Genomic DNA, 26,628 nt, shown 5'->3' on the forward strand with positions numbered 1-26,628 from the left:
GGACGGGCGACCGATGCCCCGGCAGGGTTGAACCCGAAAGATCCGCAGCACTTTCCGGGAAGGGATGTCCGATGAGCAAGGTATGGCTGGTGACCGGGGCGAGCAGCGGCTTCGGCCGCGCGATCACCGAAGCGGCGGTCGCCGCCGGGGACGTGGTGGTGGCCACCGCGCGCCGCGTCGACGCGCTGGCCGGCCTGGTCGCCGCGCACCCCGACCAGGTGGAGGCGGTGCCGCTCGACGTCACCGACACCGCAGGAATCGAGGCCACCGTGCTGAATGTGGTGGACCGTCACGGCAGGATCGATGTGCTGGTCAACAACGCCGGACGCAGTCACATCGGCGCCGCCGAGGAGACCACCGACGCCGAACTGCGGTCTCTGTTCGACCTGCACCTCTTCGGCCCCGCCGCACTGGTCCGGGCCGTGCTCCCGCACATGCGCGCCCGACGCAGCGGCGCGATCGTCCAGATGAGCAGCATGGGCGGTCAGATGTCCTTCGCCGGGTTCTCCGCCTACAGCGCCACCAAGTTCGCTCTGGAAGGATTCTCGGAGGCGCTGGTCGACGAGGTACGCCTGCTCGGTATCAAGGTGCTGATCGTCGAGCCCGGCGCCTTCCGCACCAGCCTGATGGGCAACATCAGCGCCAGTGAGGAGATCGCCGACTACGCCGAGGCAGTCGGTCCCACCCGGCGGATGGCCCAGACCGCCGGCGGCGCGGAACCAGGCGACCCAGCCAAGGCCGCGGCGGCGATCCTGGCCGCCTTGGACGCCGAGCAGACCCCGCTGCACCTGCCCCTGGGCAGCGACGCGGTCGACGCGGTCCTCGCCCATCTCGACGCCGTCCGCTCCGACCTCACCACTTGGGAGAAGACCGCTCGCGATACCGCCCATCCGCGATAAGGCAGCGGGACTGGTCAGTCGTGGCAGTACATCAGGCGACGGGTGTCACTGAGGAGCCTTGAAATCGGCCAAAGCTACCGATTGCCTCCGTACATGATCGGCCGGACAAGTCCTAGACGGATGAGAAGGACGCGTTCGTCATCGCCGACCAGGCACGCATGCGCCAGGACCTCGGTCTCCTGCGGCCCGGCGACGAGATAGCCGTCGACCTGCGCACCCTCACCGCCCGCCGCCTCGACCTGGTCAACGACCGCACCCGTCAGCCCAACCGGCTGCGGACCCAACTGCTGGAGTTCTTCCCTGCGTTGGAGCGGGCACTGAGGAGCAAGAAGGGTCCGGTCATGGGTGGGTGGCGGGCCTGAGCGTGAGTAGTCACCCGGCCGCCACTGGCCAGCGGCGACCAGCCGCTCGACGACCTCGCGGACCTGCACCGTGGTCACCGCGGCGACATCGGTTCCTGGCTCCAGGCGGACCGCGTCCAGCACCGCCGTCCAAGACGTGCGGCCGGTCTCCAACGCAGCCACCACCGAGTACGGCCAGCCCGGCACCATCTGATGCTTGCCCTCACCCCGGCCGAACGTGTGACAAAAGGCCCGGTCAGCACACGCGTTGGCGTCCGGACGCAGCCACGGCGAGACATCCACCGCCAGCACGAGCCGACCGTCCGCTGCCCTCGGCAACGGCACCTCGACGAGGGTCCGACGCAGCCGGCCACGTCGATCCGACCGTGGTTGAGTCCGCCGTACAAAGCCCCGTGCCCACGACGGTGTTCAGGCGCGAGCGCGAGATCAACCAGCGTCCGCACCGGCCCGTCCGTGCACAGCAGCGCGCGTACAGCTCCGACCGGAAGTGTGGCACTTCCGCGAACGCATCCCGCAGGACGCCCTGACGCACCAAACTCACGACCACGGCCTTCGCGTTGATCCACTCTGTGACGGAGCACGGGATCAGACGGAGGCCGCCTTCTCGTCCGCTGAAGTGCGAAACTCTGACAAAGTTCGAGCCGCGTTCGACACCGGACCATAAATGACAAGGCCGGAGTCTGTTCCTGACCCCAGGACGTCCGGTTGTGGCCTTTGGCGCTTCAGTTGGCGGATGAGCGAGTGAGTTGGCGAGACTGAGTTCCTTGGACGGCGCATTGCGAGGGCATGGGCCAGGAGCTGGTCGCGGTCGTAGACCAGATCGTGGCCGCGGTGATCGGGGGTTCAGTACGGGGAAGGCGTAGGAGACGATTCCCCAGCTAGTGATCTGGGTGGCGCAAGGGCGGGCAGCGCGGCGCGAGGTGGGCGCGCTGGCGAGGTGTGGTCTGCGCAGCAGGGAGTGGGGTTGGGCACCTCGAACGGTGCGAGAGTGCCGCCGACGGCCGGTACCAGGGAGAGGGTCAGGCGTCCGCCTCGCCATTCGGGCCGTACGTGGTCGCGGGTGAGCACCAGTATGGCGGGATCAAGTTCGTGATCGCCGGTCGGTGGCGTGCCCACCACGGAGACCTGGTCGATGGCGGTCAGGGTGAGCAGGTCAGCCACGGTGACCGTGCCGGTGAGGCGCTCGGCTGCGGGGTAGACCACGGCTCGGCCGCCACGCTGTTGGGCGTGTTCCTCGGCGGCCAGCGTCGCCCCGCGGGTGGCCTGCACCGGGCCCTGCTCGCGTCCGCCCAGGACCGCGCCCTGCTCGCGTCCGCCCAGGACCGCGCCGGCATCCGGCCCCAGCACGTCCGCCAGGCGCTCCCACACAGCCTCGGCCACCTCGGCGTCGGGCAGCGCGAAGGTGATGGCCACGCACCGGCGCTCATCGGTGCGGATCAGATGGGTGCAGGCGATCGTGACCGGTGGAAGGCCGAGTCGGTCCATCAAGTGGTGGATGAGGTGGTCGGCCTGGCGCAGGCTCGCCGTCCCGGCGTCCACCCCGATGACGGGCTGGACGCCGGGCGCGTGATGCGGTGCGGTCATGCGGGCAGGACCCACATCGGGTTGGAGTAGAACCACAGGTCCTTCCACGGGTCGGCGTCGCCGACCACGTCCATGGCCGGGCCCACCGGGTCGATCGCGGCGCCGTTGATGCCGACGGCGGTGCGGTTGCCGTCGGTGCCGCGCAGCCGGACGTAGACCGGTTTGTCCACCCGGCCCAACGAGTAGGTCAGGCGCACCGTGCCGGTGGACTTGTTCACCTCGAACGACTTGACGACCTTGGTGTTCGGCGTGGTGAAGGTGTCCTTGTCGGAGACGGTGCCGGTGACGTCGCCTTGGATGACATCCACACGGGCGAGCGCGGGCACGAACTGGGCCCAGTTGGGGCAACCCGCCAGCGCGATGTCGATGACCAGGTCGACCTGGCTGCCGCTGCGGACGTGGAGTACGCCGCCGAGCGTGACTGCGTTGAGGCCGGACCTCACCCGGGCGTTGAGGCCGCTGATGAGGCCGCCGTGGTCGACCCAGACCCGGCCGGCCCGGATACCGTCCATGACCGACTTGTACGAGAAGGAGGCCGCGCCGACGTGCGTGCGGCTGTACTGGCCGGGCCAGAAGTCGCCGTCGGTGAGGTTGAGGCCGCCGCCGTAGACCGGGTCGTTGAAGTAACCGTTGGTGGTGAAGTCGCTGTTCGGGCCGGGCACAGCGGTGTCGGCGTAGACGCTGTGCGAGTCGGAGTTGGCGGTGATCCACCACGGCTTGCCCTCGGCGAGCAGGCTGTCCCACAGGCCGCCGACGGTGGCGGTCATCCAGTCGAAGCCGCCCCAGGTGCGGTAACTCTCCAGCGGGTACCCGGCGTACGAGGCGGAGCCGGGGCTGTTGTCGTAGTAGCCCCGCCCTGAACCGGCACCGGCCGGGGCGGCGATACCGGCGGCCTGATGGCCGGGGGCGCCCTCCATGCCGACCGCGATGGTGGGCTGGGCGTCGCGCCAGGCACGGATCTCGTGCGGAGAGTCGATGCCCTTGCGCGCCGGGTGGTTGGCGAGCATCAGCGCATCCTTGACCTTGCGCCGCTGGACCTGCTCAGCGAGGAAGTTCAGGCCGGAGATGGCGAGGGCCTCGTTCGCCGGAGTGCTGCCGGTGGCCTTCTTGACGGCGCCGTCGAAGGAGTTCTCGAACTCCTTCAACACGGCCACCTCGTTCTTGCCGGGGTGCACGAAGACGGTGCCGTGCTCGGCGGCCGGGATGTTCCACTCGAGACCCTGGAAAACCAGCGTGTCGTCGATCTGCGCGCGGGCGGCGACGATGTCCGGGTTGACCTTCTCCACACCGATCTTCGCATGCTGCTCGCTGCCGTGGTCGGTGATCACCATCCAGTCAAGGCCGTGCGCGTTCGCCTGCCGCACGTGGTCGATCACCCGGTACTTGCCGTCCGAGCTGTACTGCGTGTGGATGTGATGATCACCGGCCAGCCATAGGTACCCGCCGGAACTCCCACCTGTGGAAGTCGCCGACGCGGGCACCGCCGCGGCGGCCTGGCCCGCCCCGGCGAGGACGCTGCCCGCTGCGAGACCCGCCCCGAGCAGGCCGGTGCGTCGCAGCATGGAGCGCCGCGAGAGCTGGTTGGGGGTCAGTTCCTCGTCCGGCACCGTCATGTCGAGGGCGGGCGGCAGGGACAAGGCGTCGCCGCTCTCGTGGTGGTGATGGTGGTGACCGTGGTCGTGTCTGTGGCCGTGGTTCATGCTCAACTCCGCTGACAGCAGGGACTACACGCGTGGGACATGCAGAGTCTGCGAAGACCGCATGAACAGCGGGCATCCGGGTGATGGTGGGGCGAGGAACTGCGCATGTGGACCGAAAGCGCGTATCTTCCCCGGTGGCACGCCCTTGATGGTCGGCGTTTTCGGAATGGGGTTCCGTGATGTGGGCCGGGCTGCTAGTGGGCGGCCTGAGTGCCGTCCGCGACCGCAGCTTCTACTCCACCGTGTGCAGCTGGTGACCTTCGAAGGCTGCTTGGCCGGGGACGGCGGGGAGGAAGGGCCGCCACCAGGTACCGGTCGCGCTGATCACCGCTTGGGCGTGCCAGGTGCCGGAGTCGGTCTCCACGCGGAGGAGCCCACCGTCCCGGTGGACGCCCAGGATGCGTACCGGACGCTCGACGGGCAGTTCATAGCGTTTTTCGTAGTCGGTGAGAGGGCGTTTCATCCCGTTGTTTCATCCCGGATTGGCATGTTGCGGGTGGTTCATGCGCCGCGCCATGTGGGGGTGGATTCGGCGGTGAGTCTGCGGGTCATGAGGTTGATCATTGCGAGCTGGATCATGGCTTCGGAGCGATAGGGCTTGGCCTCGTAGTCGCGGGCGAGACGGCGGTGGTTCATGAGCCAGCCGAGGGTTCGCTCGACGGTCCAGCGGCGGGGCAGGACAGAGAATCCCCTGGTCGTGGGGTCGCGGCGAACGATGTGCATGTCGATGCCGAGGGTGGCGGCGTGCTCGACGAGGTGCTGGCGGTAGCCGCCGTCGACCCAGGTCTTGCGAACGGTGGGATGTTCGACCGCGACCCTTTCGATGAGGGTCCGGCCGGCGATCGAGTCCTGCACGCTCGCGGCGGTGACCAGCACCGTCAGAAGCAGGCCGACGGTGTCGATGACGATGCTCCGCTTGCGGCCGACGATCTTCTTCCCGGCGTCGATACCCTGCCCGGCCGCGGGGACGTTGGTGGAGGTCTTGATGCTCTGGGAGTCGATGACACATGCGGTCGGTTCCTCCTCGCGGCCTTCCTGTCTGCGGACTTGACGCCTCAGCAAGCTGTTGAGCTGGTCGAAGACGCCTTCCGCCTGCCAGCGGGCGAAGTAGGCGTAGACCGTGTTCCAGTGCGGATAGTCGTGCGGCAGATAGCGCCAGGGGATCCCGGTTCGGTTCACGTAGAGGACCGCGTCCAGCAGACTGCGCAGGTCGTGATCCGGTGGCCGGCCGATGTCCAGGCCGCGGCCGCGGCGCTCGGACCGCCAGGCGGTCAGGACCGGCTCGACCAACTCCCACCGGGCATCGGACAGATCACTGGGATAACGACGACGTTCAGACACGATTTCGGGCTACCCACTCATGACCCGCAAGGCCCGGGCGCAGACGCCGGCGCCCGAAGCACACGGCGCACAACCCGGCGTCCTGGGATGAAACAGGAGCAGCCAGGCCAAGGCGGCGCGAGAACCACGACTCGTGCACCACCATTCACGCCAGCCTCAACAGCCCCAGGCAAGTCCAGGCCCATACCCGGGTACAGCGGCCCAAATATGAGCTAAACGCCCTCTGAGTAGGTGTTTTTGATCCCTGGCCGTGAGGTGTGAACGGCTGGATGATCTGTGGTGTGGGGGTTGGTGGGACGGCGCGGCGGTACTGCCGGGAGCGTGGTGATCCGCTGCCGCGGACGATGGCGGCGGAGGCGGTGTTCTGCTCGGGTCGGTGCAGGTCACGGCGATGGCGGACCCGGCAGCGGGTGGCTGCGATGCAGCGGGGAGAGCAGGCGGAGTGCCCGGTCTGCGCGCGGTCGTGGACGGTGGGGGTGGAGCGGTCGAAGGCGGCGGTGTGCTGCTCGGACCGTTGCCGGGTGCGGGCCTGCCGTCAGCGGCGGGCGTCACGGAACGGCGTTACGGAAACGCCATAGCCGAACGCCTCACGCACACCTCGAACACCCCAGGCTTTGCAAGGTAGTTGGGAGCGATTGTCGAGCGCTTCGAGCGCCCCTGACTCACGCCCTGTCCCGGCGTGTTGCGCGCGCGTCACGGTGGACAGTGACCGGGGCCGGCGCCCCCTTGACCGGTCACGTCGTGGTGGCCGGACCGGACCCGGGCGAGGCGGTGGTCTTCATGACCGACGTGGCCGACCGGATCGGGAACGTCACTACGTACGCGTCGCCGTATTCATCATCGCGACGTTCACCGTGATCTACGCCGGATCTATGCCGCAGCGGTGGTGACTATCCCGGGCCTGAACATCACCGCCATGGCAGTGTCCACAACTCCAGGCGCGCTTCCGGCGCGTACAGCCGAGCCCGTTCCCTCGACAGGCCGCCGACGGCCGCGGCGATGCGGTCCAGCTCCCGGCGCTCGCCGGTGTCGGCGCAGCGCCGCAGCGCGTCCCGGGCGCCGTTGTACGCCTCGATCGTCGGGCACTGGGCGGCGTACTCCTCTAAGAACTTGCGGTAGCGCTGCTCCAGTTGCGTCCAGGCATCGGCGAGCACCGCGGAGTCGGCGGACAGATTTGGGTCGGTGCGCGCGATGGTGAGCCAGCGCTGGTACTGCTCGTCGTCACCCGGTGCCCGCCGGGCGGCGTGCCGTGCGTAGCACCCGCACCCCGCACCATGGCCACCCTGCGCAACCTCACCATCGGACTCATGCGCCAAGCAGGCTGGACCAACATCGCCGCCGCAGCCGATCACTACCGGTCACGCCTCCAGCACGCGATCGCCATGCTCCGACTCACAGCCACCAACCACCTCTAACGAACCGGGCGGTTCAAGGTGCGGCCGAGGCGGTAGATCCCCAGTCGGCCCTCGCACCAGTCCTCGGCCCTGTACCCGCCTCCGGCCGGCGTGCCCCCGTCTCGCGCGAGTTCGGGTGCTTGGCGCGGTCATGCGCGCTCTCCGGGGGCGGGCGGTTGGCAGAGCTCGGGGCGGCCCGGGGCCGTGACCTCGTCCGGCGCGTTCAGCTTGTCCGGTCCTACGTGGGTGAGCTTGGCGGGGTTGGTAACGATGTAGACGCCGGAGACCTGGTCGCCATCCGGGGTGAGATCCATGACCATGACGGCATACGGGGAGTCATCTGTGAACAGCACCGCGGCGTCGTCGCCGTTGACGCGACGGTAGCGGATGTCCAGATCCTCGGTGCGCCGCGTGGCGTATCCGGCCAGCATGCGGGCGGCCTTCTCCCGGCCGTGGACCGGGCGCAGCCCGGCAGCCTGCCGCGCGCCTCCGCCGTCGATCCAGACCGTCACGTCAGGGGCAAGGATCTCCATGAGCGCGTGGATGTCGCCGCCGAGGGCGGCCGCGACGAACCGCTCGGTGGCCTCCCGCCGGACGCGGGGGTGGGCGTGGTAGCGGGGGCGGCGGGCGTGGACATGGGAGCGGGCCCGGCGTGCGAGTTGACGTACGGCGGCAGGCTGCCGGTCGAGCATGCCGGCGATCTCGGTGTGGGGGTAGCCAAACACCTCGTGGAGGACGAACACCGCCCGTTCCAGCGGTGTGAGGGTCTCCAGGACCACGAGCATCGCTATGGAGACCGAGTCGGTACGGACCGCATGGTCGGCGGTGTCCGGGGCGAGGCCGGCGGTGGCGTCGGTGACCAGGGGTTCGGGCAGCCAGGGACCGACGTACGTCTCCCGGCGGAAGGCGATGGCGGTCTGCCGGCCGAGCGCGTGGTTCACCGCAATGCGTACGAGGTAGGCGCGCGGGTTGTCGATCTCCGCCAGCGACGTCCGGCGAATCTTGCCGGACCAGGACAGCCAGGTCTCCTGGAGTACGTCCTCGGTGTCGGCGACGCTGCCGAGCATGTTGTAGACGACAGAGAAGAGCAGCTCGCGGTGGTCGACGAAGAGCTGCGTTGCGCCGTGCGCAGGCTCGTCCTGCCGCTGTCCCGTGCCTTGTCCGCGCGGGGCGTCCCGTGCGGGTCCTGCCTCGTGCGTGACCGGGCTGTCATCGGGTTTGGCCGCCATGGATCGCCTTCCTGTGTGGCATTCACTACTGAGAGGGACAGAGCGGCCGGAGTGTGACATCCATCCCGCCGCTTGGCGGTCCGCAGCGCTGCGTGGAATCGCTCACCCCTGTTCTTCGTAGCCGATGTGGTGTCCGGCCGCGATGGGATTGATCTTGGCGGGGTCCAGTCGTCCGTCGGTGAGGACGGCGGGCCCGGCCTCGACCATGCCCTCGACGTATCGCTCCCAGCCGCCGGGCGAGGAGATCTGAAGGACTCGGGGCGGTGGGTCGGAGGCGCTGCGCAGGGCGTGCGGGACGCCGCGCGGGAGCGGTGCGAACATACCGTGGGCGCACGGTGCCGGCGGTCGTCGAACTCGATCTCCAGGACGCCGGCCAGCACATAGACGCACTCGTCCGCGCGATGGTGGACATGCTGCGGAAGGTCCTGAGCCACGGTCATCTCCAGCATGAGAAGCGCCCGTCGGTGTCGTCGGTCGTCGCCTTGACGGCGAAGGCGGGCGGCAGCGGGATCCGTCCCGGCCTTACGCCGCCCGGCTCCAGCAGGATGAAATGGTCTTCCGTCATGAACATCGCCTCCCTGATGCATGCCGCCCTCCTCGAACGGCACGCCCGGATCCGGACTCACTTCCCGCTGCCAAACGCCTCCTTCCGTATGACATCGAGGAAGCTCGGAATCCCTTCTGTGGTGCGGACATCGACGAAGGCGCGCACATGACGGTTGCCGGTCGCGGTGCGCACCAGTGCGTTTCCCAGGTCCGCGCGCGAGGTGAACCGGCCGGGCAGGCGCGAGGTGGCGACCTGATAGTCGCTGACGGCGGCGGTGTCGAAGAGGCCAGCGGGGCGGATGACGGTCCACGCACGGTCAGTTTCGCGCGCGATCTCCTCCATGCGCCGCATGTCGTCGTACACCGTGCGCCCCATGGTGCGGGCGATGAAGGGTTCGAGGACTTTCCGGAAGAAGAAGGTCTCGCCGGGCGCCGCCACTCCGAAGAGCACGGTCGAGGACACACACACCAGACGCCGGACGCCGTGCTTGGTCATGGCCTGCGTGATGTGGGTGATCCCTTCGGAGTACACGGTGACCGGATTCCTGCTGTAGGGCACCCCGAGCGCCGAAATCACCGCTTCCTGCCCGGCCACAGCCCGTTCCACGGCACCGGCGTCGAACACATCCGCGCCGAGCACCTGCAGTCGCGGGTGGCTCAACGGGAACTGCTCCGGGTGGCGTGTGACGGCGGTGACCGCGTGCCCTTCGGCGACAGCCTGCTCGGTGGCCTGTCGCCCGGTCGGTCCGTTCGCTCCGAATATGGTGAGTTTCACTAGTTTTTCCTGTCTCCTTCTGACGGCCCCGGTGGGCTTGGCAGCGCACACGGTGCCGTCGTCCAGGTGGGTCTTGTTATGAGGGGGAGCGGCCCGGAGCGGACGACCTGGACATCCTGGTCGTCTTCGCCGCCGGATACGACGCTCGGCGCTCGGTCTACCTACTCGACGGCCCCCGGTCGCGGCGCTTGGACGGACGGGCCCGGACCCGGGTCATGAACAAGCCAGTCCCTGTCCCGTGGACCTCACACTGCAAGCCAGCCGTCCACCCACGTCAAGAAATTCCGCTTCTCCAAGCCCGACACCTGCGGCGACGCCTGACACCGCAGCAACGCAGGTCATCGGGGCGAACTCCCGGTCCCCGAAGGCACGCTGATCCGCCTTCGGCACGGCCACATGCGTCCCCGAAGGTCTCCCGGGGACGCATGGCCGCAGATGCTTCCAGAGCCTCCTGGACCGGGCTCAGACCGTCAGCGGAATGTCTCCCATGTCCCGACGCTGGTCGAACGCGCGCGCAGCATTGCGTGGTCGTGTCCGTCGTAGTTCAGCTCGACGCTCACGTACCGATTGTTCGCCTGGGACTTGATGGTGCAGTAGGACGGGCAGCTGATGCTGTACCTCTCCCATTCGCCGATGCTGGTGCCGCGGGCACGCAAGAGTCCCTCGTTTGCCCCCGAGTAGTTGAGTTCAGTGGTGACGTAGCGACTGTTTCCCTGGGACCGGAGGGTGTAGTAACCGCCGTGGTCGCAGAGAGTGAACCGCTCCATGCTGCCGACGCTGGTCGAGCGGGCTCGCAGCAGTCCCTCGTCGTAGCCGGTGTAGTTTGTTTCGGCTGCGACGATCCTGTCGTTGGCGCGAGATGTCAGGTAGACATTGGGCTCGCATACGGCCAGCGCCGACATCGGTGCAGAAGCGGCTTCGCGCTGATCGATGAATTCGCTGAGCGACACGGCATCTGCGGTGTCGGTGCCGGGCGCCGCAGCGGTCGGCCCGGACACGGACAGCACCGTGGCGGCGACAGCAGCGAACAGCCCTAAGGATCTGGTGAGTTGCGTTTTCATGTGTCTCCCGTTCTGGATGCTCTTGGACTCCTGTTGTCACGGCCCGCTGCGCGTTTTGGGCGGTTGAGCCATAAGGAGTGTGTGCGGGGGCGGGCGGTCGAAAGTCAGGTACCACCGTGTTCCGGACCGCCGTTGAAAACCCCTTCCGCTGTTCATAGAGGGCACTAGGGCACCGGAGTGTGACATCGGCACGCAGGCCGGCTCGGTTTCGCGTGGTACGGCCGGGCAATGGTGGGCCGGGGGCGGCGGTTCCGCGAGCGGATCCGGTACGAGCACGAGGTGATGGAGTGCTGGCTGATCACCCGCTACGAGGACTGCCTGCGGGTGCTGCGCGACCACGAGACGTTCGCGCGGGATCCGCGCCGCCTTGGAACCAGGTCCCGGACGCGCACCTGAGCGTGCAGGTCCTCGACCCGCCCCAGCAGGCCGCGGTGCGTAGCCTGTTCATGACCGCGCTGCACGCCCAGAACCTGGACGCCCTGCAGAACTCGGTCGGTCAGGCGATCCGCGAGCGGCTGCAGCAGTCGGCCGGGCAGCCGATGGTGGAGGCCATGCGCGAGCTCGCGCAGCCCGTCGCCCTGACGGCGATCGCCGACCTGCTCGGTGTCACACCCCCGCCGCTGGCCGAGTGGGCGCAGGTCTCCGACACGATCATGCGGAGCATGGACGCGGGCCTGGACCCGGAGCTGATCGAGCCCGGCCGCCGCGCCCGCGCACAGCTGAGTGACCTGGTGGTCTCGTGGTTCACCACCACCGGCCGGCCCAGCGGGCTGCTGGGCCATGTCCGCGCCCACACTCCGGACGCTGGTCCGGAGCAGGCAGCCTACGTACGGCACACGGCCCGGGTGATGTCCCAGGGCGGCTACTCCACCCTTACCGGGAGGGTGAGCGTGAGGGTGTGAGCGCGGGTCCACTGGCGGTTGTGCTGGCTTGGGAGGGTATAGGGGCCGGCTCTGCGGGCTGCGGGACTCGGTGACACGCGATCAGCGCGGCGCGTCCGCCTGTCCTGGGGCACCCGACCGGTAGGCACGTGGGCCGCTGCCCAACCCGCTTCGGCACGCCTTGTTGAAGGCCTGGAGATCGCTGATCCCGACCGCGGCGGCGACGGCGGGGATGGGCAGCGTTGATGCGCGCAGCAAGTGGCGGGCCCGCTCCAGCCGGCGGCGGCGAATGTAGGCCACCACGGTGTCGCCGGTCTCGGTGCGGAACAGCCGGGTGAGGTGGTTGGGTGAGACTCCGCCCGCGCGGGCGATGTCCGGCACGGCCAGCGGATCGGCCAGGTGCGTCTCGATGTGGGCCATGGCGGCGGCGACCGCGGCGTGAGGGCGTCCGGTGTGGTCGAGACCGGCCAGGTTCACCACGCGCCACAGCACTGTCCACACCGCGGCGGTGGCCTCGCTGGGCGCACCTCGTGAGGCCACCAGTGCCCGACGCAGCAGGTCGGAGAGCATCGGTGTCTCGGCGGCTGCGTCCTGCATCACCGCTACGGTGCGCGGCGCGCCCGTAGGCGCAAGTCGCAGGTGCGCGTAGAGGTGTTCGGACCTGCCGCGGTAGTGGTAATGCGCCTGGGTGTCCGGCGGGATCAGGCTCACGTGGCCGGGCCGGATCGGGTGCACCGTGTCGCCGAGTGTGAGTTTGGCCGTGTAGCCGTACAGGTGCAGCTGCCACAGGTCGGGCAGTCGGAAGGTGTCGTGGAGATGGGCAACCCCGTGTACGCCCACGCCGATGTTGACGATCCGCGGCAGGTCGTCCAGGTGGATCGCGGTTTGCTTCATAGTGAAAAACTACCAGTACATGGTGACCGCATGCCACGACATCAGAGTTTGGTGCACCTACGGTTGCCGTATGACAACCAGCAAACACCTGCTGTCCTCAGTCCAGGTGGCGCGCTTTGCAGCGCACGGCTACCTGCGTATGGATGCGGTCGTGCCTGCGGAGATGAATGCCCGGGCGATCGAGGTCCTGGACGCCGGGATCCCCGGCGTGCCCTACGGCACCCCGCTCTTGGCAGCGTTCCCCGAAGGGTCTTTTGCCCGCAGCCTGGTCGAACTGCCCCCGGTCGCCGGAGCCTTGCGCAGCCTGGTCGGCCCTGAGCCGACCGTCGACCACCACGCCGTCCACATCCGCGAGCCGCACGGGGGCGAAGCCCAACCGTTGCACGGCGACGCGATCATCGACGTGCGGCCCGACGCCTTCGATGTCCAACTCATGTACTACCCCCATGAGGTGACCGCCGACATGGGCGGCACCCTGAGTGTGCCGGGCAGTCATCTGCGCCGCACCAACGAGAGCGACACCGGGCGCTACCAGAACCTGCGCGGGCAGACCCGGCTGACCTGTCCCGCCGGCACAGTGGTCCTGCTGCACCACGGCCTGTGGCACGGAGGACGCCGCAACGACAGCGACACCCGCCGGTACATGTTCAAGATCCGGTTCAATCCGACCGTGGCGCAGGTCCGGCTGTGGAACACAGCCGACCTCGCCGACCCGGCCGTCGCGGCTGAACTCAGCGCCTGGTTCCCCTGGTACGAGACGGCCGCCGGACGCCTGGAAATCTATAACAGGGTCCGCCTGTGGCGCGCCCTGACCGGCGACGCAACCTTCGACATCGACCACTGGGTCACCCGTGTGAGCAACCGTCCGTCTATGGGGAGCAACGCATGAGGCAGCAGGTCCTGGCCCTCTACCTGGGCACCTCCGCGCTGGACGCCCGGGTCGTGGGCTGGTCGGTCTACGACGGCACCGGGCGGACCCGGCCCGCGACCGGGGACGACGGCGAACCGCCGTACGAGACCGGACTCGACGCTCTGCTCGACGGCTGGCGGCTCATCCAGGCAGCTCAGCTCATCCCTCCATACCCCGGGCACGAGTACGACACCTCGTTCCTCAAGCACGAGTTCCTCTTCGAGAAGCTCGACGACGGCTCACAGGCACGTACGACCCGCTGAGCCATGCCCCCGATCGCAACTAAATACCCTGTCTGCCCCGATCGTGGCCGGTGGACGCCCTGAAGCAAAGCGAGCACGGCGCCCGCGGATCACGGATTCTTTGAGCCTCACGATCCGCAAGGCTGCCGTGCTCGTTGATCCATCCCCGCCGATGCCCCAGTCGCCCAGCGCCCCCCCTCCCGTCACGGGTCACGCAACCGAACTGCCCGGCACCCCCCGAGGCGGCAGGGCTGCTCGACCGGCTGGCCAAGTACCCGACCCCCGAGATCCACGCGGAGTGCGCTACCAGCTGTCCACACTTCTAGCGATCGGGGTCTGTGCGATGAGCGCGGCAGGCAACAACTCCCTTACCGCGAGAGCGGAATGGGTACGCCGCTGCGGGCAGGAGACGCTGGCCCGGCTCGGGGCCCCCTTCGACCCGTTCGCCCGATGCTACCGCTGCCCGGACGAGCGCACCCTGCGCGACGCCTACGGCAAAGTCGACCCAGCCGAGCTCACGCGGGCCGGGTACGCCCGCCTGGCTGGCCTGGTCCGCCCCGCACCGACCCCGCTCACCCCGGACGGCGTCCCCGAGCGGGAACAGCGCCGCACCTGCCGCGCCAACCCCCGTCCGCAGGCGCACGACCGCAGGTGGACTCCGTCGTCACCGCGGACGCACTTCACGCGCAGCGCGACCATGCCGCCTACCTCCTGTCGCGCCGATCCCACTACCTGTTCACGATCAAGAGCAACCAACCCACACTGGCCCGCCGACTCCATTGCCTGCCCTGGAAGGAGGTCCCGGTCCTGCGCCGATCCACCGAGCGCGGCCACGGCCGCGAGGAGATCCGCGAAGTGCAGGTCGCCTCCGTGGATGGGCTGCTGTTCCCGCAGGCCAAGCAGGTCCTGCGGATCCGCCGCAGACGCCGCCTGGACACGAAGAAGTGGTCCGCCGAGACCGTCTACGCCGTCACCGACCTCGCGGCGTACCAGGGCAGCGCCGACGAACTGGCCGCGTGGGCCAGGGGACACTGGATCATCGAAAACAGCGTCCACTGGATCAGGGACTGCACCTTCGGCGAGGACGCCAGCCAGGTTCGCACCCGCAATAGCCCCGCGGTCATGGCCGCGCTCCGCGACATCGTCCGCGCCACCCTGCGATTCACCGGCTGGACCAACACCTCCAGCGGACGCCGCGCCCAAACCAACCCCCGCAGCCATCCTCACACTCCACGGCGTCCCATGATCAAACCAGACATTCGCGGAACACTCCGGGGCCCTGGGGCTGCAAGTACTGCATACGACTGCGCATCCGGCTTGGCCGCAGCGCCCGCCAGCTGCACTGGGCCAACATCTGGCACGACCCGGCAGCAGCCGCAGCGGTGAGAGCAGCCAGCGACGGCAACGAGACCGTGCCCACCGTCGTCGTGGCGGGCAGCCACACACCAACCCCGATCCCGAATGGGTGCGCGAACAGCTCTCCCCTTCAGCGTGATCAGAAACCACGACCTACCGGAGAGGCTGTCCTGTGCCACTGAGCCTTTTCCAACCTCCTGTGCGGGCTGGGCAGTTGGCCTGACAAACGGATGAAGCCCCTGGTAGATGGGCTTTCGACCGAGAGACCGTCTCCACCAGAGGCTTCGAATGCTTGTCTACCCGTCGTTGAGCGTGCCTTCGACTACAACGCCTCGATGGGCGCACTGGTTCTACTGACCGGATACCAGGCCCCCGCTGCCCTGCGGCGAATCGGGAAGAGCCGTCTTGCCGGCTGGCTCGCCAACCGCAGCGTGCGCAATGCCGCGGTGATCGCGGCTACTGCGGTCGAGGCTGCCCACGCCCAGCACACCCAGGTCCCCGGCGAGAAGACCGCGGCCGCCATGACGCACACACTGGCCCGCGCGGTCATGGACCTGGACGCCGAGATCGCGCGCGTTGACGCGCTCATCGAGGACCGGGTCCGCCAGCAGCACGCCAAGACCATCGTGAGCATGCCCGGCATCGGCACCCTTCTGGGCGCCGAGCTGATCGCCTGCACTGGTGGCGACCTGGCCGCATTCAGCACCCCAGCCCGCCTGGCCGGCGTCGCGGGCCTCGCCCCGGTTCCCAAGGACTCGGGCCGGATCAGCGCCAACATGCGCCGTCCGCACCGCTAGCACCGGCGCCTACTGCGGGTCTTCTACCTCTCCGCACGGGTCGCTGCCCGCTGCTGCCCCACCTCCCAGGCCTTCTACCAGCGCAAACGCAGCGAGGGGAAGACGCACAAGCAAGCCGTCCTCGCTCTGGCCCGACGCCGCCTCGACGTCCTATGGGCCCTTATCCGCGACCAACGGACCTTCACCACCGAGCCGCCCGCACCCCGCCACGCAGCGGCCTGACCACACCACAGAACGGCAACTCACGCCTTGACAAACCACATTGGGAATCACTGTGCCCTGCAGGGCACGCGGCCCCCGACTCGCGTCGGTCTCCGTCCTGGATACGAGACGGCCCGTACCGGTGCCGTGAACATCGGAACGGGCCTTGATGCGAAACACCTTCCGATCAAGGAGTCCAGATCATGAGCAGCACCGCACCCATCCCGGAGCAGTTGACGCCCGCGCAGGCGGACGACCGCGCCTGTCTCGTCTGCGGTAGCGAGGCAGCGGTCATGCGCCCGGTGGGCGACCGCGCCGGCGTTCAGCTGTTCGCGTGCGTCCCATGCATCGACCGCGCCAGGACACCCCACGACTCACGGCGGCCGACGGCCGTCGGTACTGTCCATTCGGACTCGTGACCTGCTTGCCGGTGGCATCGGTGTCCGACGGGGCCGAGCCGGGCGTGTGACGCGTCAGGGCCCATCCGCCGGACGCGGGGTGAGCCCTGTTATACGTGCAGGCCAGGGAGGGGAATGCGATGGGCACACGCGAGGACATTGCGCGGGCAGCGAGCATTTTTGCATCTCACGTTGGCGAGGTGCGCTGCCCGGCCGACCGGGTGCAGCTCAGGCGAGGGCATCGAGACGGTGTGACAGGAACCCCGCCATCGCGCGGACCCCGATACCGATCGCGTGCTCGTCGGCAGCGAAGTTCGGGGAGTGGGGGACCCCGTTGATGCCCGCTTCCGGGTTGGCGACACCGAGGTAGAACATCGCTCCGGACACCTGGTGCAGGAAGTACGCGAAGTCCTCGCCGTTGAACGGATACGCCGCGTGCAACACCATGACCGCGTCCGCACCCAGGGCGCCTCGCAGGTACGAGGCTGCCGCCGCGTTGAGCTCCGGCGAGCACACCATGGCGGGCAACGCAGGCTCGGTGAACTCCACCCGCCCACGGGGCAGCGCATCCACCCAGCGCCGCACCTCCTCACGGATCTCGGCGTACCGGCTCTCAGGCCAGGCCCGCAGATAGGCGTGCACTCGCGCGCCATCATCGCCCGAGCTCGAATGGGACAGGGCGTAGACAAAGCGCGCCAGCGGGCCGTCCGGGGTCTGCATGTCGTCCATGAGCTGCTGGAGCTGTCCGGGCGTCTGCGGGCGCCCGACAGTCGACAATCCGTCGATCATGGCGACGAGCCGCTTGGCGTCGTCGGCGGCGCCCGGCCCCGCCAGCTCGATCCGGAAGCGGTCTTGCCCCGGCTGACCCGGCCCGACCGCGAGCGTGCCGACTGGATTGGAGCCGCAGTGCAGCGCGTAGATCTCCCGTGGCGCGGTCCGCTCCAGAACCCCGTCCACGATCATCGCCCGGGCGCCCTCGCACGTCTCCTCGGCCGGCTGGAAGACGAAGTCGACCCGGCCGTTCAGCTGCTTCCGCAGCCGTGCGAGGACCAAGGCGATACCCACCCCGATCGCCGTGTGCAGGTCGTGGCCGCACAGGTGGGCCGCCCCCGGGACCTGCGAGGCGAAGGCACAGTCGAACAGTTCGTCGTCGTCGACCGCGTCCATGTCGGCCCGGTAGGCGACGGTCGGGCCCTCACCCGCACCGTCGAGCACCGCCACCACACCATGGCCGCCCACGCCGGTTACGACGGCCAGACCCGCGGCGCGAAGCCGCTCGGCGACCAGTGCTGATGTGCGCCGCTCCTCACCGGCAAGATCGGGATGCCGGTGGATGTCGCGGCGCATCCCGATCAGCTCATCGTCGATCTCGGCCGCAATCTTGTCGATCATCGCGTGGTCCAGCGCGGAAGACATGCGCCGGAGGCTACATGAGCCGATCTCCAACCCAGCCTTGAAGTTGAAAAAGGCTCAGTAGCTGCATAAGACTGAACAAGGCGTGGCGTCAGTCGGCGGAGGCGACGTCGTGCAGCCAGACGTTCAGGTCGGGATGATCGGCGTGTGGGGTCCGTCCGCCGTGCACCATGGTCCTGAGCCGGTTGTGCAGGCTGACTCACGTGGTCGGTTGATCGAGTTCGGTGTCGGTACAGGCGGTGAGGTCCCATCGCCAGGCGGAAGGCGAGGGTGGTGGTGCGGCCCGTGGTGTGGTCGGTGGCTGCGCCGATGTGACAGCCCACCGGTTCCGGTGGCGCCAGCAGCCCGGTCCAGCGCTGGATGACCTGTCGCCCAAGCCGGTCGTTCGTGTCGGATACCCACACCCGGTCCGTGCGCTCCAGGATTCCGTGGTCGATCCGCGCGCCGCCTGAAGAGCAGGACTCGATCTCCAACGCGGGATGCCGTGAGCGGAGTCCGTCGATGAGCCGGTAGCCAGCATCTGGGCGTGTGTTCCGGCGCTCCTGGCATGGACCGCTTCCCGTAGATCGCGGTTGTGGTCCCATTTCTGGCAGTCGAGGTCGTACTCGTCGACCAGTGCGTCCAAGCGGGCCAGGATGTGGGCGTACGCCTCGGGCCTGGCCAGGTCGAGCACTTGCTGGGGCGGTGTGGTGGGGCCGTACGTCCTGGCGCGGTCAGCACCCAGTCGGGTGGGCGCGGGCGAGATCGGAATGCGGATTCACCCTTTCCGGCTCGACCCATAGCCCGACCTGCATGCCGAGTGATCTGACGTCTTTGACCAGCGGGCGCAGCCCGTCGGGCCACGGTCGCGTCGACCGTCCAGTCGCCGAGCCCTGCCGCGTCGCGGCGCCCGCTGACCAGCCGTCGTCCAGAACGAGCATCTCCACACCGACGCGAGCCGCGCTCGGCGAGATCGACGATCCTGTCGAGCCGGTGGTCGAAATTGGACCGCCTCCCAGGTGTTCAGGGTCACCGGCCGAGGCGTCGTGGGATGGGTGTGCCTGCCACGCAATCGGCGATAGGGAAGCCAGCCGTGCCAGGGAGGCTCGGCAGCCGGTGCCGCCGTCAGTGTTGCAACGGTGGGCCATCCGCGGGTACGGGTGTTGCCGCCGCACAGTGCCCGCGGGCCGCTGCTGTTCACTTCCACTTGCGACAGCCGCCGCGGTTCCTTCCCCGGCAGAGACATCACGTGGGAGAGCCCGACGAGTGGCCGCGGTCACAAGAACCTAGGAGAATGAGGACACTTCTCCTTCTAGGAGGTCCAGCCATGCCTCGCTCGGAGGGCCGCCGCGGCTGGTCTGCCGGGCCAGTGCCGTTCGACTTGATGCCAACGGCTTCGGCAATGGTGGACGACAGTGGTATGGTTGTAGGCTGGTCGTCTGCGGCAGAGCAGCTGACGGGCTATGCCGCCTCCGATGTGCTGGGCCTGCCGATCGCCCGCTTCGTCGAGTCCATCGCCGATCTAGAGTCTGTCGATAGGGCGCTCGCATCTCCCGGAGCTTCGAGTGCGGTGCTGAGGGTCCACTCACAGGTCGGCAGAACGCTGACCCTCGGTGTTCAGGCGACGCCCCACGTCGGCGCTGCCGGGGTACGTCTGTGGCATTTGGCAGCGGTGGACCTGTCCAGGGCACCGTGGTGGGATGCCAGCCATGCGGTTCTGGGAGCCTTCCTGACTCGCTCCCCGTATGGCATTGCCGTCCTGGACACCGAGCTGCGCTATGTCTGGCTCAACGAGACCCTGGAGCGCATGGCGGGCGTGCCCCTGTCCCGGCGACTCGGCCGCCGTATGTCCGAGGTTCTGCCCCAGCTCGCGCCGAGAGGCGTGGAGCAGCAAATGCGGCAGGTTCTGGAAACCGGTGTTCCGGTGCTGGGGTTCGAGTACCAGGGGTACGTCCCCGCCGACCCAGGGCGTGAACACGCATACTCGACGTCCTTTCTGCGTCTGGACGACGGGGCGGGCAGAGTGCTCGGGATCTGCTACATGGGGGTGGACATCACCGAGAAGTGGCGCACCCGGCAGAGGCTGACGCTGCTGACTGACTCCGGCGCGAGGATCGGTACCACGCTGGACTTGTCGGTCACCGCCGCCGAGCTGGTGGAGGTCGCCGTCCCGGCCTTCGCTGACTTCGCCGCCGTCGACCTGCTTGAGACCGTGATCGACGGAGCGGCCTCCACTGCCGGTCCCGGCCTTCCACTTGCGTCGTCGGCGCTTCGGCGGGTAGCCCATCATTCCGCTCATGGGGGCGTGCCGGAAGCGGCCGCTGAAATCGGTGAACCCCCTGAGTATCCGGAGTCCTCCCCGATGGCGCAGTGTCTGTTGGAGGAGTCCGCGATCCTGGTGCCGGAGCTGGATGCCGACCGGGCCGACTGGCTGGCTGAGGATCCTCTGCGGGCCGAGCGAGTGAAGCGCTGGGGGATGCGCTCCCTGATGGCGGTCCCGTTGCGGGCGCGCGGAACCGTCCTGGGGATCGCGGTGTTTGTCCGTGCGGCATTCTCGGATGCCTTCGAAGACGACGACCTGGCCCTGGCCGAGGAACTGGCGTCCCGGGCAGCGCTCTGCCTGGACAACGCCCGCCGTTATGCCCGGGAGCGAGAGACCGCGCTGACCCTGCAGCGCAGCCTCCTGCCCGGCGAGTTCGGAGGATCAACATCGGTCGATATCGCCGTCCGGTACCTTCCGGCAGGCGCGGCCGGAGGCGTGGGTGGCGACTGGTTTGACGTGATTCCGTTGTCCGGCGCCCGGGTCGCCTTGGTCGTGGGGGATCCGGTAGGGCACGGGATCTCCGCCGCTGCAGCGATGGGGCGACTACGCGCCGCAGTCCATACGCTCGCTGATATGGACCTTCCGCCGGAGGAGCTGCTGGCACATCTGGACGACCTGGTCCTGCGTCTGGTCGATGAAGAGTCCTCCGGCCTCGCGGACCATGGGCCGGCCTCGAATGTGCAGGGAGCGCGGTGTCTGTACGCGGTGTACGACCCGGTGACGGTCTCATGCACAGTGGCGCGGGCCGGTCATGTGCCCCCCCTCGTCGTCACACCTGGTCGAACTGTTCTGACTCCTGAGTTGCCGGCCGGGCCGCCGCTCGGTGTCGGCACGTTTCCTTTCGAGGCAGCGGAATTCGACGTCGAGGAGGGCACGGTCCTTGTGCTGTTCACCGATGGGCTGCTCCGCGGTTCCGACCCCGCGCGTTCCTTGGAGACCGACCGTCTTGCAGCGGCGCTGTCATCCCTGAACGGCGATCTGGAAAGGGCCGCTGACGATCTTCTCGCGGCGATGCTCGACGGCAGTCCAGTGGACGACATCGCCCTCGTGCTCGCACGCACGCACGCGCTCGGAAGGGACCACGTCGCCACGTGCGATGTGCCGAACGAACCTGAACAAGTTGCCCGCGCCCGTGCCTTTGCCATGGAGCAGCTTTCCACGTGGGGGCTCGATGACCTCGCCTGGACTACCGAACTCATCGTCAGCGAACTCGTGACCAACGCCATCCGGTACGGGACCCCGCCGGTGCGGCTGCGGCTCATTCGCCACGCGGCGCTGATCTGTGAAGTAACCGACGGTTCCAGCACCTCGCCACGCCTGCATCATGCCCGGACCACGGATGAGGGCGGGCGCGGGCTGTTCATGGTCGCTCAGGTGGCCCATCGCTGGGGTACTCGTTACACCGCGCACGGGAAGATCATTTGGGCGGAGCAACCGCTTGACGGACGGTGAGAGGCCAGCCAAGTGACGTGTCGAAGTCACGGTTGTTGTGTCGCCGACGGTTACGGCGGAGTCAAGCGTTGCAGGTCGCGCCGCAGGCCGGAAGCCGCCTGGCGCCCGTATAGGCGAACTGCCGCGAACACGAAACGGAACACTGCAGGACGGCACGATTAAGTCCCTCGCTACGGGCCGGTAACCGATCAAAGCATGCCTAGCCTCCGGCCCCATGAACCTCATACGCAACGTGAGCGCGTTTGCCATCGCGCTGTTGCTTCTCGTGCTGGGCTTCGGTGCTCAGACCGCCTCGGCGCATGTCTCACCCCAGCACGCGGAACTCGCGATCACGTCCGGTGACCACGTAACGAGCGGCCGCCTCATCGTGAACCACACAGTGGTGACGCCCCAACAGGCCGGACACTGGGCGGCCGAGTTGCTCTCGGCTCCCTGCCCGGCCACCGGAACCGGCGTGCCCGGCGACGCCGGCGGCGTGCCCGGTGGTGTCGTCATCGAGCTGGCATGGCGCTGCCATATCGCCGCACTCGACCTGAGCTCGCTGATCGACAAGGCCGGCTTGACGCAGGTCGTGGTCGAGTTCGACGGCACGGTCGCCGACGCCTCCGCGGCCACGCCGCTCGTCGACATCCGGGGCGCGCACGCCCCGCCCTCGTTCCCCTGGCTGCCCGTCACGCTCCTCACCGTGGTCGCTGCCGCGCTACTGCTCGCAGCCTGGCGACTGCCGGCGCTCCTGCGCGCATCGCTCCGTACCCGGCGACGGTTGCAGTTGGCGACCGTCGGCGCGGTCGCGGCATCCGTCCTCGCGCCCCACCCAGCCTTCGCCGACGCCGGCGCGGCTTCAGCCGCCCCCGTGACCGTCCAGGGCACCGTCTTCGAAGACCGCAACGGCAACGGCAGCCGGGACTCCGATGACAAGCCACTGCCCGGCGTCGACGTCACCGACGGCGCCGTATGGACCACGACCGGCTCGGACGGCACGTACAGCCTGCCGGTTGACCCGCAGCGGCGAGAGACCGACCTCGTCAGCATCGTCTCGCCCGACGGATACACGCCCGTGCTGCGCGACGACTACGTCCCGCAGTTCTTCCGCAAGGTCCCTGAAGCCGGCGGCACGGGCGTTGACTTCGCTCTTGTATCTGACCACAACGCCTCGAACCCCACCGAGACGTGGATCATGAACTCGGACGTCGAGGTCTACAGCGGCAGCGATGGCGACCGGGCCCGGTGGACGAGCGAGGTCCAGGCGATGTCCGAGGTCGACGGTGCGACGATGCAGATCGCGACCGGTGACCTCACCGTCACGGACCAGATGGCCGAGCCGCGCCGTCAGGGCGGCTTCGACCTGTTCAGCGAGGGTCTCAAGGAAGGGCGGCTCGGCCACCCCTTCTATCCGGTGATGGGCAACCACGATTTCGGCGGCACGGCCACATCCCAGGGCTACGGCGGCAGCATGGAGTACTACCGTCGCAACCTTGGACCCGAGTGGTACAGCTTCGACCGCAACGGCCGCCACATCGTCGTACTTGAGGACAACTACGATTCCAGCGGGCTGGCACCGCAGCTGGAGTGGCTGCGTGAGGACCTGGCCCGCAACGCGGTAGGCAAGCAGGTGTTCGTCTTCGCGCACCGGTCCCTGTTCACCCAGTGGGGCCCCGGCGCGGGCATGCAACCGACGATCGACCTCCTCGCGAAGTACGACGTGCGGATGGTCGCTGCGGGCCACAACCAGCAGGCAGAGTTCCGGCGCGGCGCCTTCAAACGGTCCGTCGAGATCAACAACCAGGGCACGTACGGCATCGACGGTGCTCGTCCCGACTACAAGGTTCTCGACTTCAGCGCCATCACCGACAACCCGAACACACCCGGCAACGAGGACTCGGGCCATGTGGTGGGCACCCACCGTCAATTCGCCATCGATGACGACGCCGCGCTCGTCAGTCCCGCCCAAGGCGGCGTACACGGCGCCGGGACCGGAGTGCCCGTCGAGGTGTATGCGGAGGACAACGGCCGCCGGCCCGAGCGTGCCACGCTGACCGTGCGCGACAGCGGGGGCGGGGTCGTGCGACAGGCGCAGCTGAGCTTCGGCATCCCAGCCATTTGGCCCGGCATCGAGAACTGCTACACCCCGCCCGGTGCTCAGCCCGAGCCCTGCCCCGCAGCGCGCGGCTCGTGGACCAGGGCGAGTAGCCATCTGAGCGGGCTGAAGCCCGGCACCTACACGGCCGAGTCAGTGGCCTACGACACCCGGGGCAAGCCGTTTCCCGTCGTCAGGAACACCTTCCAGATCGTCCCCGACTCCGACCTGCCCGAGCCGAGGGCCGGACAGAACTGGCTGCGGCAGGGCCGCGACGAGACCGGGCGTTCTGCCAGTGGCGACAATCCGGGCGCGCTGCTCGCCCTTCGCTGGGCACGGCAGACCGGCGAGCAGTTCCATCTCAACGGCTCCGTCGTAGCGGACGGCAAACTTATCGTCTCAGCCCGCGCATTCGATTCGCCGAACAGCATGGTGCTCGCTTACGACATCCCCACAGGGCGGGAGATCTGGCGCACCTACCTCGATGGGGACGCAGAGTCCGCGCCGACGATCCACGGGGGCAAGGTCTACCTGACGACCGGTGTGGGCCGGATCTACGCGCTGGACCTGGCGAACGGCCGTGTCGCCTGGCAGGCCATCGACCGCGAGGAGACGCACGGCGACACCGTACGCCGCTACGGTCGCGCGGGCGGGCCGGTCAGTGTCTTCTCCCTCCAGGGCAGTGACGACCGCCCGGTCGCCGTCTACCAGGACGCGAACGTGATCCGCTGTCGTGACGGCAGGACCGGAGCGGTGCTCCCCGGAGGCTTCGGGGCAGCGCTCTCCTGGGGCCAGGCACATAGCACGGCGATCCGTCAGCCCGGCTCCAACACCGTCTACCTGCACTCCATGTCGAGCAACACCCTCATCGCGATGGACCTCAGCACCTGCACTCAGCTGTGGGTGAAGGACACCGGCGGCGGCATTGACAGCCACTCGTCACCCGCGCTGACCGACCTCGAGTCGGGCGATCCGAAGCTGGTGACCTTCACGGCGTCCGGCGTTCGCGGGCACGACCCGAAGACGGGCGCGGAAACCTGGAAGTCCGACCTTGGCACCAGTAGCGCGGGAGGCAACACGTGCGAGCCGGGACCTGCCCCGATCACCAGCCCGGCCGTGTGGGGGGACATGGCGTACGTCGCTGGCCGGGACGGTGTCGTACGCGCCTACAACACGAGTGCCGCAGATCCGTCGAAGCCGGTGTGGGAGTTCAAGGCCGGCTACCTGGCCGGGGAGAGCCCGGCGGACGACCCATCGCGGGTCGCCCGGGGCTGCACGGCTGGAGCGGGTTCGCCGACGATGCATCCGCTGGTGACGAACTCCCGTGTCTACGTAGGGACGTGGGACGGACGGCTGCTCGTCCTGAACCGGGCGACCGGCGCGTCGTCCGCCTCGTACGACCTCGGCGGGGGAGTGGCTTCGGCCCTCTCGGTGAGCGGTGACTGGGTCTTTGCCCTCACGGACGACGGCGCGGTCCATGCGCTCACCGCACGTCGGCGCTGAGGGGGGAAGCAGCACCGTGCGAGTACTACACATCAGGGTGTTGCTCCTGCTGATCGCCGTGTCCGCGCTGCTCTTCTGCAGCGCGGGCACGGCGCAGGCGCACCCATTCGGAACCCCGCCCGTCGTGAGCGTCGCGGCGAAGGGCACTGCCGTGGACGTGACGTGGTCCGCGCAGCAGGACGACGTTGCCGTCCTCAGGGAGGAGTCCGGCGGCGACGAGGCGGGCTATTTGCGCTCCCACATCGTCGTACGGCAGGACGCGCGCCCATGCCGTGCCGAGCCGGTTAACGATCCCGAACTGGGCCTGCACTTCGTCTGCCCGAAGCCGGTAGACCGCATCGCGCTGACTGTCACGGCACTGACGGACGTCAATCCGGCGTACCGGACGCTGTCGGTGACGGACAGCGGCAGCGGTGCTCTGCACACGGCCGAGGAACCGACGCGGTCGCTCGCGCTCACGTCAGCGGACGCTGACAGCGGTCCGGACGCGGAGATATGGTCGTGGTCCACCGACCTGACGTCACTGCTGGACCATGGGGCGGCTCTGCCGGTTGCGCTGCTTGTGGCGGCGGCAGTGGGCGCACTCCACGCCTGTGCGCCCGGGCACGGCAAGTCGGTGGCGGCCGGGTATCTTGTGGCCGGTCGGGGCAGACCGCGCGACGCGGTGTGGCTGGGCGGGATCGTCGCCCTCATGCACACGTTCTCGGTAGCCGCCCTGGCGGTCGGCTGGTGGCTGGCGGCGGATAGCTTTCCTGACATCGCAGCACTGACGCGATGGCTTCAGCTGACCGCGGCGCTGGTGGTGGTGGCGGTGGGGACGATCTTGCTTCAGCGGCATGTGCGCCATCGGAAGCACCACGACCACGGGCATGGACACACCCGTCGCATACCGAACGCCTCGTCTCTGCTGACATGGCGAGGCCTCCTGCTACTGGGTGTCTCGGGCGGCCTGCTGCCCTCGCCGTCCGCCTTCCTTGTGCTGGTCACCGGCCTGCTGACCGGCAAGGCTGCCGTCGCCTTGGCGTTGGTGGCCGCCTTCGGTCTGGGCATGGCCCTGACGCTCACCGGTGTCGGCCTGATCGTGCTGCGTGGACGGGACGCCTTGTTGGACCGGCTCTCGCACTCGCGGGTGCTGCGAACGTGGAGCCAGAGGACTCCGCTGTTTGCAGCCTCAGCCGTGGTGACCGCGGGGACCGTCGCCTCGGCCCTGGCAGCGGCGCGACTCACGGGCCCCTGACGCCAGTCCAGCAGACTACGTCCCTGGACAACTACCAATGGGGGCAGCTTCCGGACCACCTTCATCCTCAACAC

General features: G+C 68.5%; 24 protein-coding genes and 6 pseudogenes. 14 read left to right on the forward strand and 16 right to left on the reverse strand.

Translation table 11 applies throughout. The features are described 5' to 3' along the window. The first annotated feature begins 71 nt into the window (after positions 1–71). Both OG844_RS45000 and OG844_RS45005 read left to right on the forward strand, forming a co-directional pair. Entirely contained in the window at positions 72–899 is an 828-nt protein-coding gene (locus OG844_RS45000) for an oxidoreductase (protein WP_365281059.1), read from the forward strand. 116 nt (positions 900–1,015) lie between these two features. Further along, positions 1,016–1,240 (forward strand): annotated as a pseudogene (locus tag OG844_RS45005) (transposase); the annotation flags it as partial. A 30-nt stretch (positions 1,241–1,270) separates the two neighbouring features. Here the strand turns inward: OG844_RS45005 and OG844_RS45010 are convergent. The 11 genes and pseudogenes from OG844_RS45010 to OG844_RS45060 all read right to left on the reverse strand — a co-directional run. Continuing rightward, positions 1,271–1,778, reverse strand: a pseudogene (locus OG844_RS45010) (transposase); the annotation flags it as partial. Between the two features lie 326 nt (positions 1,779–2,104). Beyond that, entirely contained in the window at positions 2,105–2,845 is a 741-nt protein-coding gene (locus OG844_RS45015; RefSeq protein ID WP_406387356.1) for a hypothetical protein, read from the reverse strand. Further along, positions 2,842–4,545 carry a PHP domain-containing protein gene (locus OG844_RS45020; protein ID WP_406387355.1) on the reverse strand — a complete coding sequence of 568 codons (1,704 nt, stop codon included), beginning with the start codon at positions 4,543–4,545 and terminating at the stop codon, positions 2,842–2,844. Before OG844_RS45020 ends, OG844_RS45015 begins: the two co-directional genes overlap by 4 nt. Before the next feature lie 238 nt (positions 4,546–4,783). Then, positions 4,784–4,996 (reverse strand): annotated as a pseudogene (locus OG844_RS45025) (NAD(P)-binding domain-containing protein); the annotation flags it as partial. A gap of 50 nt (positions 4,997–5,046) precedes the next feature. Further along, positions 5,047–5,886, reverse strand: a complete 840-nt coding sequence (locus tag OG844_RS45030; RefSeq protein ID WP_406387354.1) for an IS5 family transposase — start codon at positions 5,884–5,886, stop codon at positions 5,047–5,049. A gap of 908 nt (positions 5,887–6,794) precedes the next feature. After that, positions 6,795–7,202, reverse strand: coding sequence for a hypothetical protein (locus OG844_RS45035; protein ID WP_406387353.1), 408 nt, complete (start codon positions 7,200–7,202; stop codon positions 6,795–6,797). 227 nt (positions 7,203–7,429) lie between these two features. Further along, positions 7,430–8,509: an RNA polymerase sigma factor SigJ gene (gene sigJ, locus OG844_RS45040; RefSeq protein ID WP_406387352.1), complete on the reverse strand. Its 1,080-nt coding sequence runs from the start codon at positions 8,507–8,509 to the stop codon at positions 7,430–7,432. A 102-nt stretch (positions 8,510–8,611) separates the two neighbouring features. Then, positions 8,612–8,830 carry a hypothetical protein gene (locus tag OG844_RS45045; RefSeq protein ID WP_406387351.1) on the reverse strand — a complete coding sequence of 73 codons (219 nt, stop codon included), beginning with the start codon at positions 8,828–8,830 and terminating at the stop codon, positions 8,612–8,614. A 115-nt stretch (positions 8,831–8,945) separates the two neighbouring features. Then, complete coding sequence (locus OG844_RS45050) at positions 8,946–9,074, reverse strand: hypothetical protein (RefSeq protein ID WP_406387349.1); 129 nt, start codon at positions 9,072–9,074, stop codon at positions 8,946–8,948. A 57-nt stretch (positions 9,075–9,131) separates the two neighbouring features. Beyond that, positions 9,132–9,830 carry an NAD(P)-dependent oxidoreductase gene (locus tag OG844_RS45055; protein WP_406387347.1) on the reverse strand — a complete coding sequence of 233 codons (699 nt, stop codon included), beginning with the start codon at positions 9,828–9,830 and terminating at the stop codon, positions 9,132–9,134. Between the two features lie 470 nt (positions 9,831–10,300). Beyond that, complete coding sequence (locus OG844_RS45060) at positions 10,301–10,891, reverse strand: fascin domain-containing protein (RefSeq protein ID WP_406387346.1); 591 nt, start codon at positions 10,889–10,891, stop codon at positions 10,301–10,303. A 228-nt stretch (positions 10,892–11,119) separates the two neighbouring features. Here OG844_RS45060 and OG844_RS45065 point away from each other — a divergent pair, with 228 nt between their 5' ends. Together OG844_RS45065 and OG844_RS45070 are read left to right on the forward strand one after the other, a co-directional pair. Beyond that, a complete protein-coding gene (locus OG844_RS45065) occupies positions 11,120–11,287 on the forward strand; it encodes a hypothetical protein (RefSeq protein WP_406387345.1) in 168 nt (55 codons plus the stop codon). A gap of 2 nt (positions 11,288–11,289) precedes the next feature. Beyond that, complete coding sequence (locus tag OG844_RS45070) at positions 11,290–11,793, forward strand: hypothetical protein (RefSeq protein WP_406387344.1); 504 nt, start codon at positions 11,290–11,292, stop codon at positions 11,791–11,793. An 81-nt stretch (positions 11,794–11,874) separates the two neighbouring features. Here OG844_RS45070 and OG844_RS45075 read toward each other — a convergent pair whose 3' ends face one another. Further along, complete coding sequence (locus OG844_RS45075) at positions 11,875–12,666, reverse strand: helix-turn-helix domain-containing protein (RefSeq protein ID WP_406387342.1); 792 nt, start codon at positions 12,664–12,666, stop codon at positions 11,875–11,877. Between the two features lie 70 nt (positions 12,667–12,736). On the opposite strand from OG844_RS45075, the gene OG844_RS45080 reads away from it, so the two are divergent. From OG844_RS45080 to OG844_RS45110, 7 genes and pseudogenes are all read left to right on the forward strand, one after another. After that, the gene (locus tag OG844_RS45080) at positions 12,737–13,555 is read left to right on the forward strand and encodes a phytanoyl-CoA dioxygenase family protein (protein WP_406387340.1); all 819 of its coding nucleotides are present in this window, start codon (positions 12,737–12,739) and stop codon (positions 13,553–13,555) included. Then, positions 13,552–13,839 carry a hypothetical protein gene (locus tag OG844_RS45085; protein WP_406387339.1) on the forward strand — a complete coding sequence of 96 codons (288 nt, stop codon included), beginning with the start codon at positions 13,552–13,554 and terminating at the stop codon, positions 13,837–13,839. Before OG844_RS45080 ends, OG844_RS45085 begins: the two co-directional genes overlap by 4 nt. 151 nt (positions 13,840–13,990) lie before the next feature. Continuing rightward, positions 13,991–14,284: pseudogene (locus OG844_RS45090) on the forward strand (transposase family protein); the annotation flags it as partial. Further along, positions 14,269–15,204 carry an ISAs1 family transposase gene (locus OG844_RS45095; protein ID WP_406395925.1) on the forward strand — a complete coding sequence of 312 codons (936 nt, stop codon included), beginning with the start codon at positions 14,269–14,271 and terminating at the stop codon, positions 15,202–15,204. The pseudogene OG844_RS45090 and the gene OG844_RS45095, both read left to right, overlap by 16 nt. Further along, positions 15,102–15,313 (forward strand): annotated as a pseudogene (locus OG844_RS45100) (glutaredoxin domain-containing protein); the annotation flags it as partial. The gene OG844_RS45095 and the pseudogene OG844_RS45100, both read left to right, overlap by 103 nt. 196 nt (positions 15,314–15,509) lie before the next feature. Next, positions 15,510–15,971 (forward strand): transposase, encoded by a 462-nt coding sequence (locus tag OG844_RS45105; protein ID WP_406387336.1) that lies wholly within the window; start codon positions 15,510–15,512, stop codon positions 15,969–15,971. Between the two features lie 404 nt (positions 15,972–16,375). Further along, the gene (locus OG844_RS45110) at positions 16,376–16,591 is read left to right on the forward strand and encodes a hypothetical protein (protein WP_406387335.1); all 216 of its coding nucleotides are present in this window, start codon (positions 16,376–16,378) and stop codon (positions 16,589–16,591) included. Between the two features lie 207 nt (positions 16,592–16,798). Here OG844_RS45110 and OG844_RS45115 read toward each other — a convergent pair whose 3' ends face one another. The 4 genes and pseudogenes from OG844_RS45115 to OG844_RS45130 form a co-directional block, all read right to left on the reverse strand. Further along, positions 16,799–17,986: a M20 family metallopeptidase gene (locus tag OG844_RS45115; RefSeq protein WP_406387333.1), complete on the reverse strand. Its 1,188-nt coding sequence runs from the start codon at positions 17,984–17,986 to the stop codon at positions 16,799–16,801. After that, positions 17,959–18,567, reverse strand: a complete 609-nt coding sequence (locus OG844_RS45120; RefSeq protein ID WP_406395941.1) for an alpha-galactosidase — start codon at positions 18,565–18,567, stop codon at positions 17,959–17,961. Before OG844_RS45120 ends, OG844_RS45115 begins: the two co-directional genes overlap by 28 nt. Beyond that, positions 18,516–18,656, reverse strand: a pseudogene (locus OG844_RS45125) (alpha-galactosidase); the annotation flags it as partial. The gene OG844_RS45120 and the pseudogene OG844_RS45125, both read right to left, overlap by 52 nt. Positions 18,657–18,696: 40 nt before the next feature. Further along, positions 18,697–19,110, reverse strand: coding sequence for an alpha-galactosidase (locus tag OG844_RS45130; RefSeq protein ID WP_406395927.1), 414 nt, complete (start codon positions 19,108–19,110; stop codon positions 18,697–18,699). Positions 19,111–19,346: 236 nt separating this feature from the next. Between OG844_RS45130 and OG844_RS45135 the strand changes: the two genes are divergently transcribed. The 3 genes from OG844_RS45135 (at position 19,347) to OG844_RS45145 (ending at position 26,554) form a co-directional block, all read left to right on the forward strand. Continuing rightward, on the forward strand, positions 19,347–21,737 hold the full coding sequence (locus OG844_RS45135; protein ID WP_406396384.1) for a SpoIIE family protein phosphatase: 2,391 nt from the start codon (positions 19,347–19,349) through the stop codon (positions 21,735–21,737). A gap of 214 nt (positions 21,738–21,951) precedes the next feature. Further along, the gene (locus tag OG844_RS45140) at positions 21,952–25,317 is read left to right on the forward strand and encodes a PQQ-binding-like beta-propeller repeat protein (protein WP_406387329.1); all 3,366 of its coding nucleotides are present in this window, start codon (positions 21,952–21,954) and stop codon (positions 25,315–25,317) included. Between the two features lie 16 nt (positions 25,318–25,333). After that, the gene (locus tag OG844_RS45145; RefSeq protein WP_406387328.1) at positions 25,334–26,554 is read left to right on the forward strand and encodes a sulfite exporter TauE/SafE family protein; all 1,221 of its coding nucleotides are present in this window, start codon (positions 25,334–25,336) and stop codon (positions 26,552–26,554) included. Positions 26,555–26,628 lie beyond the last annotated feature (74 nt).

The organism is Streptomyces sp. NBC_00887 (genome assembly GCF_045207585.1).